The following is an 18,116-nucleotide window of genomic DNA, read 5'->3' as shown; positions in this document are numbered from 1 at the left end:
TCCGGGCCCTTCCACGCACCCGGGCTCACGCGTCCGGGCTCAGACGACGATCACCGTGATCAGGGCGACCAGGCCCACCAGCGAGGGGGCGATGACCCACCAGCACCAGCGGACGACCACGGGCCCGGCGGCGCCGGGGCGGGTGCCGTTGCGCTCGGCCATCTCCTGGAGGACGTCCGTCACCTGGTCGGACCAGGCGCGGGTGGGGTCGGGGGCGCCGTGGACGACCGGGTTGGTCCGGCCGGCGAGTCCCAGCCCCAGACCCGTCCGGGAGGCGTGCTCGGCGTTGCCGCGGCTCTGCGCCCGGGTGGCGCGCTTGCGCTGGCGCAGCGAGACCGGGACGGCCCACACCTGGTACTTCTTCTCGCCGGCCAGCAGCTCGACGGAGTACCCGGCGCGCAGCGCGGCGACCGAGGCCCAGGGGGCGGTGATGGTGCGCCAGGGGTTGCGGACGACCAGGCGGTCGCTGCCGGCGAACACCGCAGGGCGCAGCGTGTAGGCGATCACCGGGAAGGCGAACACGGGCACCGCGGCGAGGGCGACGTACGGGGTCTTCCCGGTTCCGGTCACCACCGCGTCGCCGATCAGCCAGGCGGCGACGGCGAGCAGGAGCACGCCGGAGATCACGCCGGGGACGGAGCGGTACACGCGGTCCGCGTACTCGGGGTCCCCGCCGGGGGCGGCCGGGCCCTGGTGGGGCTTGCCGTCGGATTCGGTCATGGCCTCGATTCTGCCCCATGCACCCCTCACCAGCGGGTCTCGGTCCGGCCACGAATGGCGGGCCGGGGCGCCGGGTGGCCGAGGTCTCGGTCCGGCCACGAAAGCCCGCCGGAAAGGTCGTCTCCCTAGCGGTCGGCTACGCGCGTAGATATGCTGGTCTGGTGACTATGTCCACTGTTGCAGCCAATGCCCCCGGCGTTGCGGGCAGCGGCCTCGCGGACGTTGCGGCGTCCGAGGCCTCGCTCCGCCGCTTCCTGCACGGCCTGCCCGGCGTCGACCAGGTCGGCCTTGAGGCGCGAGCCGCCACCCTCGGTACCCGCTCGATCAAGACCACGGCGAAGGCCTACGCCATCGACCTGGCGATCTCCATGATCGACCTGACCACGCTGGAGGGCGCGGACACGGTCGGCAAGGTGCGCGCCCTGTGCGCCAAGGGCAGGACCCCCGACCCGACCGACCCGACCACCCCGCGCGTCGCCGCCATCTGCGTCTACCCGGACATGGTCGCCACCGCCAAGGACGCCCTGCGCGGCACCGACATCCAGGTCGCCTCGGTGGCCACCGCCTTCCCGGCCGGCCGCGCCGCCCTCCCGGTCAAGCTCGCCGACACCGCCGACGCGGTGGCCGCGGGCGCCGACGAGATCGACATGGTGATCGACCGCGGCGCCTTCCTCTCCGGCCGCTACTTCGACGTCTACAACGAGATCGTGGCCGTCAAGGAGGCGTGCAAGCGCCCGGACGGCACCTACGCCCACCTCAAGGTGATCTTCGAGACCGGCGAGCTGCAGACGTACGACAACGTGCGCCGCGTCTCGTGGCTGGCGATGCTGGCCGGCGCCGACTTCATCAAGACCTCCACCGGCAAGGTCGCCGTCAACGCCACCCCGCCGGTCACCCTGCTGATGCTGGAGGCGGTCCGCGACTTCCGCGCCGCCACCGGCGTCCAGGTCGGCGTGAAGCCCGCCGGCGGCATCAAGACCACCAAGGACGCCATGAAGTACCTGGTGATGGTCAACGAGACGCTCGGCGACGACTGGCTGAGCCCGCACTGGTTCCGCTTCGGCGCCTCCAGCCTGCTCAACGACCTGCTGATGCAGCGCCAGAAGCTCGCCACCGGCCGCTACTCCGGCCCCGACTACGTGACGGTGGACTGATCACCATGGCCAAGAAGAAGAACATCGAGGAGCCCGTGGCCAAGCCGGCCGGAGGCCTCTTCGCCTACGCCCCGGCCCCGGAGTCCCCCGCGGCCGCGGGCGACATCGCCACCTCCTACGGCCACTTCATCGGCGGCGAGTTCGTCGACTCCTCCGGCAGCGAGGCCCTGAAGACGGTCAACCCGGCCACCGAGCAGGTGCTCGCCGAGTTCGCCCAGGGCACCGACGAGGACGTGGAGCGCGCCGTCGCCGCCGCCCGCAAGGCCTTCGCCGACTGGTCGTCGCTGCCCGGCAGCGAGCGCGCCAAGTACCTGTTCCGGATCGCCCGGATCATCCAGGAGCGCAGCCGCGAGCTGGCCGTGCTGGAGTCGATGGACAACGGCAAGCCGATCCGCGAGACCCGCGACTTCGACATCCCGACCGTCGCCGCGTGGTTCTTCTACTACGCGGGTTGGGCGGACAAGCTGGACTACGCGGGCTTCGGCGCCAACCCGCGCCCGCTGGGCGTGGCCGGCCAGGTCATCCCGTGGAACTTCCCGCTGATGATGCTGGCGTGGAAGATCGCGCCCGCGCTGGCGACCGGCAACACGGTCGTCCTCAAGCCGGCCGAGACCACCCCGCTGACGGCTCTGCGCTTCGCCGAGATCTGCCGCCAGGCCGGTCTGCCCAAGGGCGTCGTCAACATCGTCACCGGCGACGGCCGCACCGGCGCCGCGCTCACCGCGCACCCGGACGTCAACAAGGTCGCCTTCACCGGCTCCACCCCGGTCGGCCGGGCGATCGCCAGGCAGCTGGCCGGCAGCCGCAAGAAGCTGTCGCTGGAGCTGGGCGGCAAGGCCGCCAACATCGTCTTCGACGACGCGCCGATCGACCAGGCGGTCGAGGGCATCGTCAACGGCATCTTCTTCAACCAGGGCCACGTCTGCTGCGCGGGCTCGCGCCTGCTGGTCCAGGAGTCCGTCCAGGACGAGGTGCTGGACGCCCTGAAGCGCCGGATGGCCACCCTCCGGGTCGGCGACCCGCTGGACAAGAACACCGACATCGGCGCGATCAACTCGGCCGCCCAGCTGGCCCGGATCACCGAGCTGACCGACGCCGGCGAGGCCGAGGGCGCGGACCGCTGGTCGCCGGAGTGCGAACTCCCGGGTACCGGCTTCTGGTTCAAGCCGACCCTGTTCACCGGCGTCAGCCAGGCCCACCGGATCGCCCAGGAGGAGATCTTCGGCCCGGTGCTGTCGGTGCTGACCTTCCGCACCCCCGAAGAGGCGGTCGCGAAGGCCAACAACACCCCGTACGGCCTCTCCGCCGGCATCTGGACGGAGAAGGGCTCGCGCATCCTCTGGATGGCCAACAGGCTCAAGGCCGGTGTGGTCTGGGCCAACACCTTCAACAAGTTCGACCCGACCTCGCCGTTCGGCGGCTACAAGGAGTCGGGCTACGGCCGCGAGGGTGGCCGCCACGGTCTGGAGGCCTACCTCGATGTCTGACACGACCTTTGCGCGTCTTGACGTCCTCAAGACCTACAAGCTGTACGTCGGCGGGAAGTTCCCGCGCTCCGAGAGCGGACGGGTGTACGAGGTGACCGACTCGAAGGGCGAGTGGCTCGCCAACGCCCCGCTGGGCACCCGCAAGGACGCCCGTGACGCCGTCCTGGCCGCCCGCGCGGCGGTCAAGGGCTGGGCCGGCACCACCGCGTACAACCGCGGCCAGGTGCTGTACCGGGTGGCCGAGATGCTGCAGGGCCGGCGCGAGCAGTTCGCCGCCGAGGTGTCGCTCTCCGAGGGCGTCGGCCCGAAGAAGGCCGCCGCGCTGGTGGACGCCGCGATCGACCGCTGGGTCTGGTACGCGGGCTGGACGGACAAGGTCGCCCAGATCACGGGCGGCGCCAACCCCGTCGCCGGGCCGTACTTCAACCTCTCCACCCCGGAGCCCACCGGCGTGGTCGGGATCGTCGCCCCACAGGCCGGGTACGGGCACTCGCTGCTCGGCCTGGTCTCGGTGATCGCCCCGGCGATCGCCACCGGCAACACGGTCGTGGTCGCGGCCGCCGCGGACGCCCCGCTGCCCGCACTGTCGCTGGGCGAGGTGCTCGCCACCTCGGACGTCCCGGGCGGCGTGGTCAACATCATCTCGGGCCGTACCGCGGACATCGCCCCCACCCTGGCCTCGCACCAGGACGTCAACGCGCTGGACCTCACCGGGGCCATCGCCGCCGACGGCCCCGGCGCGGCGGCCGCCCTGGAGGCCGCCGCCGCCGATACCCTGAAGCGGGTGGTCCGTCCGGAGCTGGACCCGTTCGCCCAGGACTGGACCAATGCGCCCGGTACGGACCGGCTACTCTCGTTCCTGGAGACGAAGACGGTCTGGCACCCGATGGGGATCTGACCCTCCCCCGCTCCACCGCGTCACAACTCCACAGACTGGCCGTCCCCAGCGCCCTCTCCCCCCAGGGCCCGGGCGGTCATTGGACGGACCCGCGCCTCTCCCCCCTGGCGCGGGTCCGTCGACTTTCGTCACCGTTCCCGCCGACTTTCGGCACTCGCCGTGCGCATGCGTCCGGACCACAATCCTCGGTACCGACACCGTCGAGGGGGGCGCCGTGGGAGAGTTGATCGCCGAGCTGATGCCGCTGTTCGCGGACGGGTTCGTCCGCAGGTGGCACGTGGCCCGGGTCCGCCGCCGACTGGCCGCGGGGAAGCCGGTACGGGTGCCCTGTTCGGCCCGGTCCGAGCGGCCCGGCTGGCAACGCGTGTACGTCAACGGCAGGTTGGGCATCACCCCGGGTGCCGCGGCGGTGAGCTTCGGCTTCCGTGTCCTTGGTCACGTCGATCTGCCCACCGGGGGCACCTTCCACGAGCCCGAGCCCGACACCTGGCACTCCCAGGACTGGGCCGCCACCGCCTACCAGCCGCCCGGGGGCGGCCGCCCGGTGTACCTCCAGGTCGACAGCCGCTACCTGCCGGTGGTCCACCTCGCCTTCGCCCGTCCCGAGACGCAGAAGGTGTGAGCCGGACGGTTTCGGCAACCGGCCGGGATGCGTCAGACTGGTGTCCCGTGAGTGACTCCCCCATGAATCCCGCGCCGACGGCCCATGCCCGGGTGATCCTGCTCTCCGGGCCCTCCGGATCGGGGAAGTCCTCGCTGGCCGAGCGCAGCGGGCTGCCGGTGCTCCAGCTGGACGACTTCTACAAGGACGGGGACGACCCCACCCTGCCCCGGCTGCCCGACGGCGCCGTGGACTGGGACTCCCCGCTCGCCTGGCACCGCGACCAGGCCGTCGCCGCCATCCGCGCACTGTACGAGCAGGGGCGCACCGAGGTGCCGGTGTACTCGATCCCGGACAACGGCCGGGTCTCCACCCGCCCGCTGGACCTGGGCGGCGCGACCGCGTTCATCGCCGAGGGCATATTCGCCGCCGAGATCGTCGCCGAGTGCGCGGCCGAGGGCCTGCTCGGGGACGCCCTGTGCCTGCGCAACGGCGCGCTCACCACGGCCTGGCGTCGACTGCGCCGGGACGTCCGCGAGGGCCGCAAGTCGCTGCCGGTGCTGCTGCGCCGGGGCTTCCGGCTGATGCGGGCCGAGCGGGCCATCGTCGGCCGGCAGGTCGAACTCGGCTCGTACCCGTGCGCCGGAGCGGAGGCCGAGCGGCGGGTCCGCGCGGCGGCCGGGCCGCTGGAGCTCTCCGCGGCCTGAACGCCGGCGGCGGAAAGCCGGGCCGACGGAACGGCGGCCCGCCGACGAGAACGACGACGGGCCCGGTGCGTCTCCCCCGCACCGGGCCGTCGCCTGCCGAACGGCCTCGGCTCCCCACAGGCACCGCTCCCCCGAGCCGGCGCCCCCGAACCGTAACCGTCCGCTACCCGTCCCCCGACGGGAGTCCTGTCCCCCTGGTCCTACGCGTGGTCCTACGCGACCAGCTCGCCGAACGCCCGGACGGTGTCGCCCGACTTGTTCAGGTGCTCGTCGTCGCGAAGCCGGCGCAGCGCGCGCCAGATGCTGCTCTTGACCGTGCCGACGCTGATCCCCAGCACGTCGGCGATCTCCGGGTCGGTCTTGCCCTCGTAGTACCGCAGCACCAGCATGGTCCGCTGGTTCTCCGGCAGCTTCGCCAGCGCCTGCCAGAGCACGGTGCGCAGCTCGGTGCCGCCCATCGCGTCGGTGTCGCCGGCCGTCTCCGGCAGCTCCTCGGTCGGGTACTCGTTGACCTTGCGGCGCCGCCAGGCGGAGATGTGCAGGTTGGTCATGGTGCGGCGGAGGTAGCCCCCGACCGCGGCCTTGTCGGTGATCCGGCCCCAGGCGCGGTAGGTGCTGAAGAGCGCGCTCTGCAGCAGGTCCTCGGCCTCGTAGCGGTCACCGGTGAGGTGGTACGCCGTGGCGTACAGGGAGGCGCGGCGCTCGCGCACGTACGCGGTGAACTCAGTGATGTGGTCCTCCGCGACGGCCGAGTGCTCCCCCTGCGCGTCTCCCTGTCCCGCCTCGGCGGTGCGGGCCGGTGCGGGGTTCAGCCGCAACAGCGTCGCACCGGCGGCCTCGCGACCGGCCGGCTCCCCCGAACCGACCGCCCGCAGGCCGTTGTTCCCCCGGCTGTCCTTGCCCTCGGCGCGGACGGGGAGGATCCCCCGCAGCGTGAGGGTGTTGGCGGAGTCGACCGCACTCCCCAGTCGGCCGACCCCGTACAGCTCCCCCGTCCTGCCGCCGCCGCTCACCCGGCGGGCGACAGGGTTTCCACCGGTGCTGTGCGCGCACCCCCGTACGGTCACGGCACCGGAGTTCTCGTCGGTCCTGATCTCGTACCGGGTCCGGTGGGTGGTCGCTGACGAACGCGCGGTGCGGACAGCCGGGTTGGTCCGGGTCTGAAGCATGGCGTTCATCGTGCGCCCCCTTGGTTCGGTACGAGCGGTTCCTGTTGCCGCCCTCCAGCCGGCCCTTGCGGCCCGCTGTCCTGCGGCGACATGGAAAATCCTGCCCGCCGGTTGTGATGGCGCTGTCCGCCGACTGTCACAGGGGTGTCACAGGGGGCGGGCCCTTCGTCCCGGTCCGGCTCCCTCCGTACCGGACGCCGGCGGCCCTTCGTCCGGTTCCCGTACGGGCGGTGACCGATCCGGGGGGTGATTCGGCGCTTCCGGTAAGCCAAAATGGGCCCGTGCCTTTCCTCCTACTGATCGAGGACGACGACGCCATCCGGACCGGCCTCGAACTCGCCCTCACCCGCCAGGGCCACCGCGTGGCCACCGCCGCCTCCGGCGAGGACGGTCTGAGGCTCTTCAAGGAGCAGCGGCCCGACCTGATCGTGCTGGACGTGATGCTGCCCGGCATCGACGGCTTCGAGGTCTGCCGTCGGATCCGCCGCACCGACCAGCTGCCGATCATCCTGCTCACCGCGCGCTCCGACGACATCGACGTGGTCGTGGGCCTGGAGTCCGGCGCCGACGACTACGTGGTGAAGCCGGTGCAACCGCGCGTGCTGGACGCCCGGATCCGGGCGGTGCTGCGGCGCGGCGAGCGGGAGAGCTCGGACTCCTCCGCCTACGGCAGCGTGGTGATCGACCGGGCCGCGATGACCGTCACCAAGGACGGCCAGGACCTCCAGCTCACCCCGACCGAACTGCGACTGCTGCTGGAGCTCAGCCGCCGCCCCGGCCAGGCGCTCTCCCGCCAGCAGCTGCTGCGGCTGGTCTGGGAGCACGACTACCTCGGCGACTCCCGCCTGGTGGACGCCTGCGTGCAGCGGCTGCGGGCCAAGGTCGAGGACGTGCCGTCCGCGCCGACGCTGATCCGCACCGTGCGCGGCGTCGGCTACCGGCTGGACCCGCCGGCCTGATCCCATTCCATTCTGAACTCCCGTACGACGACAGGCTCTTGTGACTGACCATCAGCAGACTGCCCGGCGGTTCTCGTCCGGCCGGTGGCGACGGCTGCGCTCCCTGCGGGTGCGGCTGATCGCGGTGTTCGCGGCCGTCGCGCTGCTCGCCGCCGTCTCGGCCTCCGGCATCGCGTACTGGCTGAACCGCGACGCGGTGCTCAAGCGCGCCCAGGACACCGCGCTGAACGACTTCCGGGTCTCGCTCAGCCGCAACGTCTCCGACCTGCCGCTGAACGCCAGTTGTCCGGAGCTCGCCGCGCTGGCCTCCACCGTGGCGAGCTCCGGCCTGACCTACGACGTGGTCGTGGTGGACGGGGCGCACCCGGAGTGCCCGGCCTCCTCCGACCCGACGCACTTCACCCTGGCCGACGTCCCGGCGCCGCTGCAGTCCACCGTCGCCAAGCCGCGCGAGGTCACCGAGAGCAACCCGTACCCGTACCACCTGTACTGGCAGCGGCAGAACCTGCAGGGCCGCCCGTTCGTGATCGGCGGCACCAAGGTGCTGCCGAACGGTCCGACGGCGTACATGTTCAAGTCGCTGGAGAACGAGCGGGCCGATCTCAACACGCTGGGCTGGTCGCTGGCCATCGCGACGCTGCTGGCACTGATCGGCTCGGCACTGCTCGCCCAGGCCGCCTCGGCGACCGTGCTGCGGCCGGTCAAGCGGCTCGGCGAGGCCGCCAAGCGGCTCGGCGAGGGCCACCTGGACACCCGGCTGGAGGTCGAGGGCTCGGACGAACTCGCCGACCTGGCCAGGACGTTCAACCGGGCCGCGGAGTCGCTGCACGAGCAGGTCGAGGAGCTGAGCGCGCGCGAGGCGCAGAGCCGGCGGTTCGTCGCCGACATGTCGCACGAGCTGCGCACCCCGCTGACCGCGATGACCGCGGTGACCGACATCCTGGAGGACGAGGCCGAGTCGCTGGACCCGATGATCGAGCCGGCCGTCCGGCTCGTGGTCAGCGAGACCCGGCGGCTGTCCGACCTGGTGGAGAACCTGATGGAGGTCACCCGCTTCGACGCGGGCACCGCCAAGCTGGTCGCCGACGAGGTGGACGTCGCCGACCTGATCATGTCCTGCATCGACGGCCGGGCCTGGTACGACGCGGTCGAACTGGACGCCCCGCGCGGCATCCTGGCCGTGGTCGACCCGCGCCGACTCGACGTGGTCTTCGCCAACCTGATCGGCAACGCCCTCAAGCACGGCGGCTCGCCCGTGCGGGTCAAGGTCCGGCAGACCGAGGACACGGTCGTGGTCGAGGTCTCCGACAGCGGCCCCGGCATCCCCGAGGACGTGCTGCCGCACGTCTTCGACCGCTTCTACAAGGCCGACCGGGGGCGGGCCCGCTCGGAGGGCAGCGGCCTGGGCCTGTCCATCGCCATGGCCAACGCACAGATCCACGGGGGGACGATCACGGCGGCGAACGGGGAGGTCGGCGCGGTGTTCACCCTCACCCTGCCACTGACCCCACCACCGCCGCCGTCCGCGGGCGGGGCCGAAGGCGGCCCCGCCGGCGACGACGAGCACAAGGACGCCACGTGACCTCCCCCACCCGCACCACCCTGCGCCGCACCGCCGGCGTGCTGTTCCTGCTCGCCCTGGCCTCCGGCTGCGGCATCCGGCCGACCGCCGTACCGGTCGACGCCGGCGCACCCGCCAGCCGGACGGCCTGCCCGACCGCCCCGCACATACCGACCGCCCTGGCCACCCCGACCGTCCCGGCCCCGACCCCCGGCCCGGCCCGCGGCGCGGCCAAGGCGGGCGTCAGTCCGAGCCCCTCGCCGACCCCGGTGCCGCCGGGCTCGCCACCGCCGGACAACGTGTTCAGCGCGGTGCCGACGTCCGCGCCGTGCCGGTAGCGGAGTGGGAAACGGGGGCGCGCCCTGGAATGTTCACGTCCGGGGTGGAACCGGCGCGCCACCGGCTCACGTCCTTCCCGCCGTGCAGCGAGATGGGACGGGCCCCGTGACACGCGACGGGCGTTCCGGCGCGCGGCCCCAGACCGGGCCGGCGGCGGCAGTCCACCATTCCCTCCGGCTGGCCGGGCTGGCGGGCCTGGCCCTCCACCTGACGCTGGTGCTCTGGCTCGTGCTCAGACCGCTGCCGGTCGCCTGGGTGTACGACGCCAACCTCACCCCGCTGGCCTCGCTCCGCTCCTCCACCACCTGGCAGGTGGTCGGCGAGTTCCTGCTGCTCGCCCCGCTCGGCGTCCTGCTCCCGCTGACCGGCGGCCGGGTCCGGGCCCCCTGGCTGCCGTCCTTCCTGCGCACCACGGGCGTCTCCGCCCTGCTGGCGACCGGCCTGGAGTTCCTCTCCTCCTGGACGCCCGGACACGTGCTCAACGTGGACCACATACTGTTCGCCGTGCTCGGCGTGGTGATCACCCACCTCGCCCTCGTCCCCGGCCTGCGCCACCTGCTGCGGACCCACCGGCCGAAGCCGCGGGCCCTGCGGCTGCCCGTCCTGGCCGGGCCGCCGACGGCCACCACCGTCACCCCGACGGTGACGGTCGCACCCGTGGCCCGGCCGCGCGCCTACGCGGAACCGGCGGCACCCACTCGCCCGCTCGCCTCCGGTCGCTCCTGATCCGACACCGACGGTCGGCGCTCCCTCTCTCCTCCGTCGCTCCCTCGCTTCTCCCTTTCGATGTCGGCGCGTCCTTCGGCTCGGGGCGGGTCACTCGCCCGCTCGCCTCCGGTCGCTCCTGATCCGACGCCCGTCCCTGGGACGCGGGGCGGGTCGGACTCAACCCCTCGCGGACACCACCCGGCCGCCGACCTCGACCAGCCCGCCCGGGCGCGGGCCCGCCATCAGCTGGGAACCCCGGCCCTGGGTGATGGTCAGCGCCCGTCCGAGGTGCGCCGCCAGCAACAGGGCGGCCGCCCCGGTCGCCTCGTCCTCGTCGATCCCGTCGCCCCGGCCGGGGAAGGCCCGCGCCCGGACCGTACCGGCCGTCTCGTCCTGCCAGGCCCAGGCGTAGATCCACTCGCCCGGCGGCGGCACCTCCAGTGCCTCCACCTCGGCCACCGAACCGTACTGCCGCAGGGTCCGCCCCGGAGCCCACTCCGGCCGGGCCTCGATCCGGGTCAGCCCGCGCTCGTGCCGGACGGCCACCACCCCGGCGGCGGTGACCAGTTGCCCGACGCCGAGCAGCCAGGCGGTCCCCACACACGGGTGGCCCGCGAACGGCAGGCGCACGCTCGGGGTGTAGATGTCGATCTCCCCGCGCTCCGGATCGTCGACGAACACCGTCTCACTGAACCCGAGTTCACGCGCGAGCTCCTGCCGCGCCGCCCGCCCGGGCACGGCGGCGCCGTCGCGCACCACTCCGAGCTCGTTCCCGTGCTGCCCGTCCGGCCCGCAAAAGACCCGCAGCACCTCATAATCAGTCATTTCCCACCTCGTCAATTACTGTTCGAGCGCGGTTCGGACACAGCGCAACGACACCGTGATGAAAAGACGACGACGGATGTCGGCCGCCTCCAGTACTGTGCGCTCTCGTCCCCAGGCGGTTCCCGCCTCTTCTCGTCCCACAGGAAACCCCCCTTGAACAATCTCGACTTCAGCGCCGAGCCGCTGTTCTCCTGGTACGTCGTCCTGCTGGCGTTCAGCGGCATCATCATGGTGGTCCTCGGGGTACTGCCGCTCCGCGGCCTGAAGGTCGGCCTTCGGATCCTCAACGTCGTCGTCGGCGTCGCGTTCGCGGGCTACGCCTACTACCTCGCGTTCGTCTTCGAGGGCGGTACCTACCGGATCTTCTTCCAGGCTCTGATCCTGCCGTTCGCCATGATCGTCGCCACGGTGAAGGCGGTCGTCGAGCGGAGCAACGAGAAGAACCGGCCGACCCCGCCGGCCGGGGCGTACAACCCGAACGCACCGTACGCCCCCGGCGCTGCCCAGCCGGCCGCGTTCAACCCGAACGCCCCGGTCGCCCCGGTCGCCCCACAGCCCGGCCAGCCCGGCCAGCCCGTGCCGCCGCAGGGTGCCTCGCCCTACCAGCCGGGCGCGCCGGCCCAGCCGGTGGCGGACAACCCGTACGCCCAGCCGCAGCCGCCGCAGCAACCGGCCGGCTGAGCCGCCGCGCGAAGGCCGAAGGCCCGTCCGTTCCCGTTCCGCAGCGGGTGACGGACGGGCCTTCGGCCGTACCCGGTCAGTTGCGGGCGCCCTGGGCGCCGTTGCGGCGGCGGGCCACGAGCAGGGTGCCGATGCCGAGGGCGATCGCGGTCGCGCCGGTGATGGCCATCGGGGCGGAGGAGGAGCCGCCGCCGGTGGAGGCGAGCCGGGTGGCGGTCACGGCGGCCGGGGCTCCGGCGGCGGACTGCGCGGTCTCGGCCGCCGGGCTCGGCGCGCCGGCGGTGACCTGCGCGGCCGGGACGGCGACGGGGGCGGTGGACGGGTCGGGGGCCGCCGGGGCCGTGTCGGCGGCGGGCGTGGTGGGGGCCGGGGTGCCGGTGGGGGCCGCCGGGCCCACGATGTTGAAGTCGGCCTTCGGGCTGGACGCCTCGGCCACGCTCTCGCCGGCACCGGGCTGGGTGCCCACGACGGCGACCAGGGACTCGGCGAGGGCCGGAGCGTCCTTGGTGAAGGCCAGCCGGAGGTTGATCGTCCTGGTCCCGCCCTTCGGCAGGGTGATGACCTCGCTGTCCTTGTCGCCCGTCCGCAGCGCCTGGTACTGCCAGGTGGGGTGGTCCGAGTCGCCTCCGGGGGTGCCCTCGACCCAGTTCCCGTTCGGGCCCTGGAACTCGAACCTGACGGTCTCGGAGGGGAGGACCGTCTGCCCCTGGAACACCAGCACGGGCACGATCCGGAGGTCCTTGCCGCTGTTGTTGGTCAGCACCAGCTTGAGCGGCTTCGCCGCCGCGCCCGCCGTGAAGACGGCGGGCACCCCGCCGAGCCTGACGTCCGCCGTGGCGGCGGGCGTGGGCACCGGGGTGGGGGTGCCGCTCTCGACGGTGAAGAACGGGGTGGTGCCCCAGGCCTGGGTGATGCGCTGCTCCGGGGGGAGGGTGGGGTCCGAGACCATCGCGAGGAGGCCGGCGGAGGCCGGCCCGGGAGCGGCGTCGGCGGTGAAGCTCAGCCGCAGCCGGTAGGTGGCCTCGGCACCGGCCGCCAGGTGCAGCTGGGTCGCGAACTCGTCCAGCTCCCAGAATCCGCCGGCGTCGGTGGTGGTCGCCCTGGCGTCCTGCCACTGCGTGCTGCCGGGGCGCTGGTACTCCAGCTTGAGCTGGCTCGGCCTGGGGCCGCTGCCGCGGACCGTCGAGAGGCTGAAGGCGGTCGTCACGTCCATCTGGTGGTCGGCGGTGTTCTTGAGGGTCGAGGTGAACTCGACCGAGGTGCCCGGCTTGACCGCGGCCGGGAAGGCGCTCGTGGTGACGGTGACCGGCGAGGTGGCCTGGGTGCCCTGGGTCGTACCGGCGGGCGTCGGGGCCGCGAGGGCGGCCGGGGCCGAGGCCAGGGCGACGCCGGAGACGAGGGCGGCAGTGGCCGCCGCGGCGAGGATTCTGCGGGGCTGGTTGCGCAAGGGAACCTCACGGAGGAATTCGGGCGTAACCCGGTAAGAGTGCGAAATCGCAAGCGTGAGGGGCCTTTTGTGGCCGTACGGGCGTCGCCGAATGCCCCCCACCGCAGCGACCGCGGAATCATATCCCCCGGGTCGGACGGCTCCGTGAACTGGCCCTCCGCGCCCGCACGCTCCGGACCGGACCGCCGCCCGGGCCGCCCGGCGCCCCGCCGGTCTCCGGGGCACCCCTGAGACGGACCCCGACGCGGGCCTACGCCTTCCCGGTGACCCGTCGGGGTCGGGAATCGCCTGGTGGGCGGAGGATTCCGGGCCTTCGGCGGCGGAACATGGAGGTATGCCCGCCGGACCGACCGGCCGGGCGGAAAGCCCAGGGAGCAGACATGACCGCCCGCCTCGCCCGTCCCCGCCACAACCGCGTCATCGCCGGCGTCTGCGCCGGGATCGCCGAGCGCTTCGGCCTGGCGCCGTTCACCGTCCGGCTGATCTTCCTGCTCTCCTGCCTGCTGCCCGGCCCGCAGTTCCTGATCTACCTCGCGCTGTGGGTGCTGCTCCCCCAGGAGCCGTGAGGCCGTACGGGCTGGGCACGGCGACGGGCCGCCCGCCCCGGGGTCTTCCGGGGCGGGCGGCCCGTCGTCGTACCGGTGGCCGGGATCAGCCGCCCAGGCCGGGCAGGACGCCGGTCAGCCCCCCGACGGGGGTCTTGTCCAGGCCGGGGATGGACGGGATGCCGGTGCGCTGCTGGGTGACACCGGCGATCGGGGTGGCGCCGGCGGGCACGGACTGGCCGGCGGTCGGGGCCAGGGTGCCGAGCGTGCCGGCGACCTTGTCCCCGCCGGGCAGCTTGGCGGCGGTGTCGGTGACCGCGCCGGTCACCGCGGGGTTCGTGACCGCGCCGGTGGGCAGCCCGAGGCCGCCGGTCGCCTGGCCGGCCGCGGAGGCGGTGCCGGCGCCGACCGCCGCGATGGCGATGCCGAGCGCCGCGGTGCCGGCGGCCTTGAGAGCCTGCTTCATGGTTCGTCCCCTTGGGTCCTCATCGGTGGCCGACGTCGCGCGGTCCGGCGAACGGGCGACCGCCGCCACGAACTGTCAGCAATGACTGGCACACCGTAGTGACAGGGTCGCGTGGGAACCAAAGGGCGTTCACTCACTCGAGTGACTAGTCGGATGAACGCCAACTCCCTTTCGAGGAAGCGGCGTTCACCCGACCGCCGGGCCGCACCGGCTCAGTTTCCGCCGGTACCCACGCTGAACAGCCACTCCGCCTTGAGCTCGGCGTAGCCCGGCTTGATCACGTCGTTGATCATCGCCAGTCGCTCGTCGAACGGCAGGAACGCGGACTTCATCGCGTTCACCGTGAACCACTCCATGTCGCCCAGCGTGTAGCCGAAGGCGTCCACCAGGTGCCCGAACTCCTGGCTCATGCTGGTGCCGCTCATCAGCCGGTTGTCGGTGTTCACGGTGACCCGGAACTTCAGCCGGCTGAGCAGCCCGATCGGGTGCTCGGCGTACGAAGTGGCGGCCGCCGTCTGGAGGTTGGAGGTCGGGCACATCTCCAGCGGGATGCGCTTGTCGCGCACGTAGGCGGCCAGCCGGCCCAGCTCGACGCTGCCGTCCTCGTTGACCGTGATGTCGTCCACGATCCGCACCCCGTGGCCGAGCCGGTCGGCGCCGCAGCACTGCAGGGCCTCCCAGATCGACGGGAGACCGAAGGCCTCGCCCGCGTGGATGGTGAAGTGGTTGTTCTCGCCCTTGAGGTAGTCGAAGGCGGCCTGGTGGCGGGTGGGGGGATAGCCGGCCTCGGCACCCGCGATGTCGAAGCCGACGACGCCCTGGTCGCGGTGGCGGTTGGCCAGCTCGGCGATCTCCTGCGAGCGGGCGGCGTGCCGCATCGCGGTGATCAGGGTGCCGATGCGGATCCGGTTGCCGGCCGCGCGGGCGTTGGCCTCGCCGAGGCGGAAGCCCTCCTGGACGGCCTCGACGACCTCGTCCAGGGTCAGGCCGCCCTCCAGGTGCTGCTCGGGGGCGTAGCGGACCTCGGCGTACACGACGCCGTCGGCGGCCAGGTCCTCGGCGCAGTCGGCGGCGACCTTGACCAGGGCCTCGCGGGTCTGCATGACGGCACAGGTGTGCGCGAAGGTCTCCAGGTAGCGCACCAGCGAGCCGGAGTCGGCGGCCTCGCGGAACCACTCGCCGAGTTCCTTGACGTCGGTGGTGGGGAGGCCTTCGTAGCCGGTCGCGGCGGCGAGCTCGACCACGGTCTCCGGGCGCAGTCCGCCGTCGAGGTGGTCGTGCAGCAGGACCTTCGGCGCGCGGCGGATCTGTTCCGGGGTGGGAATGCGCGGGCCCGTGCCCGCGGTGGTGACGGGGATCTGCTTCTCCATTGCGGAAATATAGCCCCTACGCGCGTAGATATCCTACTGCGGACACCACCGGATGGTCCAAAGTCCGCCCGGAATTCCTCCTCCCGGTCCATACGATCCGCCAAATCAGTCGTGGTGCAGCAGCCGCCCCCGCCGGGACAGCACGAAGTCCCGGAACGCCGCCACCGGCGGCGTCAGCGGCCTGCCCGTCGCCCAGGCCAGGCCGATCGCCCGCCGGGTCCGCGGCGCGGTGACCTCCAGCTCCACCACCCCCGGCCGCGGCACCAGGGCCGGCGGCAGCAGCGCCACCCCCAGCCCGGCCGCCACCAGCCCGCGCAGGGTCTCGGTCTCCTCCCCCTCGAAGGCCAGCCGGGGCACGAACCCGGCCCGGGCACAGAAACCGTCCGTGATCATGCGCAGCCCGTACCCCTGCTCCAGGCCGACGAACGGCTCCTCGGCCACCTCCGCCAGCCGGATCCGCCGCCGCCCGGCCAGCCGGTGGTCCGCCGGGACGACCAGGTGCAGCCGCTGCTCGTCCAGCGGGCGGGCGGTGAAGGCCGGGTCGTCCGGCAGCGGCGCCACCAGGCACAGGTCCAACTCGCCCGCCCGCAACCGCTCCAGCATCGCCGTGCCGTAGTCCTGCACCAGCTGGAACCGCACCTGCGGGTGCGCCGCCCGGAAGCCCCGCAGCAGCGCCGGGACGGCGTCCGGGCCCATCGTGTGCAGGAAGCCGAAGGCCACCCGCCCCGCCGCCGGGTCCGCCTCCGCCCGGGCCGCCTCCGCGCCGCGCTCCAGCTCCGCCAGCGCCCGCTCCACCGAGGCCAGCAGCAGCCGGCCCGCCCTGGTCAGCCGGACCGTCCGGCCCTGACGGGCCAGCAGGTCCACTCCCAGCTCCCCCTCCAGCCGGGCCACCGCCCGCGACAGCGTCGGCTGCGGCACCCCGAGCAGCGCCGCCGCCTGCGTCACGTGCTCCAGCCGGGCCACCGCGGCGAACTGCGCCAGCCGCGGCGCCAGCAGCACGGCGGGCTCGTCCGGCCCCAACTCGGCCGCCCGGTACCGCTGCTCCGTTCCGTCCGGCACATCCGCCACGGTCATCAGCGCCTCACCTCAACTCATACGCCAGCGCATCGATCATCCACTGCTCATGCATTGGACGCATCAACCAGGCCAGGCCTACCGTCGACGTCATGCAGCCCTCCGATACCAGGGCATCCGCGCCCGCCCCGGATGCCTCCACCGCCCGCACCCCCGGCGCCCTCGGCCTCGGCCACGACGACCGCCACCGCCCCGGCCAGCGCGACTTCCGCCGCGCCAACCTCGCCCTGTTCGCCGCCGGGATCGCGACCTTCGTCCTCCTCTACTCCACCCAGGGCCTGCTGCCGGTCCTCTCGGCCGACCTCGACCTCACCCCCGGCCAGGCCAGCTGGACGGCCTCCGCAGCCACCCTCGGACTCGCCCTCGGACTTCTCCCCGCCAGCGCGCTGTCCGACCGGTACGGCCGCACCGCGGTGATGACGGCCTCCACCCTCGCCGCCTCCGCCCTCGCCGTCGCCCTGCCCTTCGCGCCCGACCTCACCACCCTCGTCGCGCTGCGCGTCGTCCAGGGCGCCGCGCTCGCCGGCCTGCCCGCCACCGCGATGGCCTACCTCGCCGAGGAGGTCCACCCCAGCGCACTGGCCTCCGCGATGGGCCTGTACGTGGCCGGCAACAGCATCGGCGGCATGGGCGGCCGGCTGCTCTCCGGCTGGACCGCCGCCGCCCTCGGCTGGCGCTGGGGCCTGGCCGCGTCCGCCGCCCTCGCCCTGCTCGCCGCGCTCGCCTTCCGGCTGCTGATCCCCGCCGCCCGGCACTTCACCCCGGCCCCGGTGGACGCCCGCGCGCTCGCCCGTACGGTCGGCCGGCACCTGCGCAACCCGCTGCTGGTGCGGCTGTACGCGCTCGGGATGCTCTTCATGGCGGTGTTCGGAGCCGTCTACAACACCGTCGGCTACCGGCTGATCGCCGCCCCGTTCCACCTGCCGGAGTCGATCGCCGCCTCGATCTTCGTGGTCTACCTGGTGGGCACCGGCACCTCCGCCGCGGCCGGGCGCCTCTCCGCCCGCCTCGGCCGGCGCGGCGCCCTCTACGTCGCCATCGGCGTCACCGCCGCCGGCCTGCTGCTCTCGCTCGCCGACTCGCTGCCCTGCGCCCTGCTCGGCCTGGTCCTGATCACCGCGGGCTTCTTCGCCGGCCACGCCACCGCCTCCGCCGCCGTCGGCCGCACCGCCACCGAGGGACGTGCCCAGGCCTCCGCCCTCTACCTGATCGCCTACTACCTCGGCAACAGCCTCGGCGGCACCCTCGGCGCCGACGCCTACCACTCCACCGGCTGGCCCGGCGCCGCCACCGTCGGGCTCACCGCCATGACCCTGGCTGCGGCGGTCACTCTCTACGCCACCCACCAGGCCCATACCACGAGGCGAGCGGTCGCGGACGCTTGACAGCGGGCGCCGATACACTC

At 73.3% G+C, this 18,116-nt stretch carries 19 protein-coding genes; 12 read left to right on the top strand and 7 right to left on the bottom strand.

Annotation, left to right across the window (positions count from 1 at the left end; genetic code table 11):
* Positions 1-39: 39 nt before the first annotated feature.
* Positions 40-720 (bottom strand): PH domain-containing protein, encoded by a 681-nt coding sequence (locus BOQ63_RS27290; RefSeq protein WP_030280999.1) that lies wholly within the window; start codon positions 718-720, stop codon positions 40-42.
* A 167-nt stretch (positions 721-887) separates the two neighbouring features.
* Between BOQ63_RS27290 and deoC the strand changes: the two genes are divergently transcribed.
* The 5 genes from deoC (at position 888) to BOQ63_RS27265 (ending at position 5,567) form a co-directional block, all read left to right on the top strand.
* On the top strand, positions 888-1,874 hold the full coding sequence (gene deoC, locus BOQ63_RS27285; protein ID WP_030280997.1) for a deoxyribose-phosphate aldolase: 987 nt from the start codon (positions 888-890) through the stop codon (positions 1,872-1,874).
* Positions 1,875-1,879: 5 nt separating this feature from the next.
* Positions 1,880-3,361 (top strand): aldehyde dehydrogenase family protein, encoded by a 1,482-nt coding sequence (locus BOQ63_RS27280; RefSeq protein WP_046386471.1) that lies wholly within the window; start codon positions 1,880-1,882, stop codon positions 3,359-3,361.
* Complete coding sequence (locus tag BOQ63_RS27275; protein WP_072655118.1) at positions 3,354-4,259, top strand: aldehyde dehydrogenase family protein; 906 nt, start codon at positions 3,354-3,356, stop codon at positions 4,257-4,259. The genes BOQ63_RS27280 and BOQ63_RS27275 overlap by 8 nt, the downstream gene beginning before the upstream one ends.
* 214 nt (positions 4,260-4,473) lie before the next feature.
* Entirely contained in the window at positions 4,474-4,881 is a 408-nt protein-coding gene (locus BOQ63_RS27270; protein ID WP_030280991.1) for a hypothetical protein, read from the top strand.
* Between the two features lie 47 nt (positions 4,882-4,928).
* Positions 4,929-5,567: an ATP-binding protein gene (locus BOQ63_RS27265; protein ID WP_078867159.1), complete on the top strand. Its 639-nt coding sequence runs from the start codon at positions 4,929-4,931 to the stop codon at positions 5,565-5,567.
* 212 nt (positions 5,568-5,779) lie between these two features.
* On the opposite strand, the gene BOQ63_RS27260 is transcribed toward BOQ63_RS27265, so the two are convergent.
* Positions 5,780-6,745: a SigE family RNA polymerase sigma factor gene (locus BOQ63_RS27260; RefSeq protein ID WP_370863277.1), complete on the bottom strand. Its 966-nt coding sequence runs from the start codon at positions 6,743-6,745 to the stop codon at positions 5,780-5,782.
* Positions 6,746-7,017: 272 nt separating this feature from the next.
* On the opposite strand from BOQ63_RS27260, the gene BOQ63_RS27255 reads away from it, so the two are divergent.
* The 4 genes from BOQ63_RS27255 (at position 7,018) to BOQ63_RS27240 (ending at position 10,321) form a co-directional block, all read left to right on the top strand.
* Positions 7,018-7,695 (top strand): response regulator, encoded by a 678-nt coding sequence (locus BOQ63_RS27255; protein ID WP_030257458.1) that lies wholly within the window; start codon positions 7,018-7,020, stop codon positions 7,693-7,695.
* Positions 7,696-7,735: 40 nt separating this feature from the next.
* On the top strand, positions 7,736-9,277 hold the full coding sequence (locus BOQ63_RS27250) for an ATP-binding protein (protein ID WP_046386472.1): 1,542 nt from the start codon (positions 7,736-7,738) through the stop codon (positions 9,275-9,277).
* On the top strand, positions 9,274-9,594 hold the full coding sequence (locus BOQ63_RS27245; protein ID WP_030280982.1) for a hypothetical protein: 321 nt from the start codon (positions 9,274-9,276) through the stop codon (positions 9,592-9,594). Before BOQ63_RS27250 ends, BOQ63_RS27245 begins: the two co-directional genes overlap by 4 nt.
* Before the next feature lie 106 nt (positions 9,595-9,700).
* Positions 9,701-10,321: a VanZ family protein gene (locus tag BOQ63_RS27240; RefSeq protein WP_072655117.1), complete on the top strand. Its 621-nt coding sequence runs from the start codon at positions 9,701-9,703 to the stop codon at positions 10,319-10,321.
* Between the two features lie 159 nt (positions 10,322-10,480).
* Here BOQ63_RS27240 and BOQ63_RS27235 read toward each other — a convergent pair whose 3' ends face one another.
* Complete coding sequence (locus BOQ63_RS27235; RefSeq protein ID WP_030280978.1) at positions 10,481-11,128, bottom strand: PhzF family phenazine biosynthesis protein; 648 nt, start codon at positions 11,126-11,128, stop codon at positions 10,481-10,483.
* Positions 11,129-11,281: 153 nt separating this feature from the next.
* Between BOQ63_RS27235 and BOQ63_RS27230 the strand changes: the two genes are divergently transcribed.
* Positions 11,282-11,809: a hypothetical protein gene (locus tag BOQ63_RS27230; protein WP_072655116.1), complete on the top strand. Its 528-nt coding sequence runs from the start codon at positions 11,282-11,284 to the stop codon at positions 11,807-11,809.
* A 76-nt stretch (positions 11,810-11,885) separates the two neighbouring features.
* On the opposite strand, the gene BOQ63_RS27225 is transcribed toward BOQ63_RS27230, so the two are convergent.
* Positions 11,886-13,256 (bottom strand): hypothetical protein, encoded by a 1,371-nt coding sequence (locus BOQ63_RS27225; RefSeq protein WP_051746701.1) that lies wholly within the window; start codon positions 13,254-13,256, stop codon positions 11,886-11,888.
* A gap of 380 nt (positions 13,257-13,636) precedes the next feature.
* On the opposite strand from BOQ63_RS27225, the gene BOQ63_RS27220 reads away from it, so the two are divergent.
* Positions 13,637-13,822 (top strand): PspC domain-containing protein, encoded by a 186-nt coding sequence (locus tag BOQ63_RS27220; RefSeq protein WP_030280974.1) that lies wholly within the window; start codon positions 13,637-13,639, stop codon positions 13,820-13,822.
* An 85-nt stretch (positions 13,823-13,907) separates the two neighbouring features.
* Here the strand turns inward: BOQ63_RS27220 and BOQ63_RS27215 are convergent, their stop codons facing one another.
* The 3 genes from BOQ63_RS27215 to BOQ63_RS27205 form a co-directional block, all read right to left on the bottom strand.
* Entirely contained in the window at positions 13,908-14,267 is a 360-nt protein-coding gene (locus BOQ63_RS27215; protein WP_030280973.1) for a hypothetical protein, read from the bottom strand.
* Between the two features lie 212 nt (positions 14,268-14,479).
* Positions 14,480-15,637, bottom strand: coding sequence for an adenosine deaminase (locus tag BOQ63_RS27210; RefSeq protein ID WP_051746700.1), 1,158 nt, complete (start codon positions 15,635-15,637; stop codon positions 14,480-14,482).
* Between the two features lie 105 nt (positions 15,638-15,742).
* On the bottom strand, positions 15,743-16,711 hold the full coding sequence (locus tag BOQ63_RS27205) for a LysR family transcriptional regulator (RefSeq protein WP_078938792.1): 969 nt from the start codon (positions 16,709-16,711) through the stop codon (positions 15,743-15,745).
* A 92-nt stretch (positions 16,712-16,803) separates the two neighbouring features.
* On the opposite strand from BOQ63_RS27205, the gene BOQ63_RS27200 reads away from it, so the two are divergent.
* Entirely contained in the window at positions 16,804-18,096 is a 1,293-nt protein-coding gene (locus tag BOQ63_RS27200) for an MFS transporter (RefSeq protein WP_030280970.1), read from the top strand.
* Positions 18,097-18,116: the final 20 nt, after the last annotated feature.

Origin of the sequence: Streptomyces viridifaciens, assembly GCF_001888885.2 — a bacterium.
GTDB lineage: Bacteria > Actinomycetota > Actinomycetes > Streptomycetales > Streptomycetaceae > Kitasatospora > Kitasatospora aureofaciens.
This window is presented reverse-complemented; position numbering and strand designations above follow the sequence as displayed.